The organism is Pseudomonas sp. BAV 4579 (assembly GCF_009765395.1).
Taxonomy (GTDB): Bacteria; Pseudomonadota; Gammaproteobacteria; order Pseudomonadales; family Pseudomonadaceae; genus Chryseomonas; species Chryseomonas aestiva.
Genome location: NZ_WHOV01000187.1, coordinates 1 through 313, shown reverse-complemented (window position 1 = coordinate 313; position 313 = coordinate 1). Strand labels below are relative to the sequence as shown.

1 protein-coding gene is annotated in these 313 nt (G+C 60.1%); it reads left to right on the top strand.

The window, feature by feature from the left end:
* Positions 1–313, top strand: a 313-nt coding sequence (locus GSQ95_RS24415; protein ID WP_158973956.1) for a helix-turn-helix domain-containing protein, incomplete at both ends; no start/stop codon positions are given.

Here is a 313-nt window from a genome sequence, read left to right as displayed (position 1 = left end):
CTACACCGAAAGCCAGAAAGCGTTGATGTGGGATCGCTGGAAGGCGGGTGATTCGCTCCAGCAGATTGCGCAGCTGTTTGATCGAAACCATTCTTCGATCCAGCGGATTCTCGCGGAGACGGGAGGCATCCGCCCAACTGCGCGAAGACGCTCCCGATTGGCCCTCACCCTCGTGGAGCGCGAGGAGATTTCACGGGGTGTCGCAGTTGGTCTGTCGATTCGAGAGATTGCGACCCGCCTGGAGCGCGCTCCATCCACCATTAGCCGCGAGATAAACCGCAACGGTAGCCGTCGGAGCTATCGAGCCAGCCAA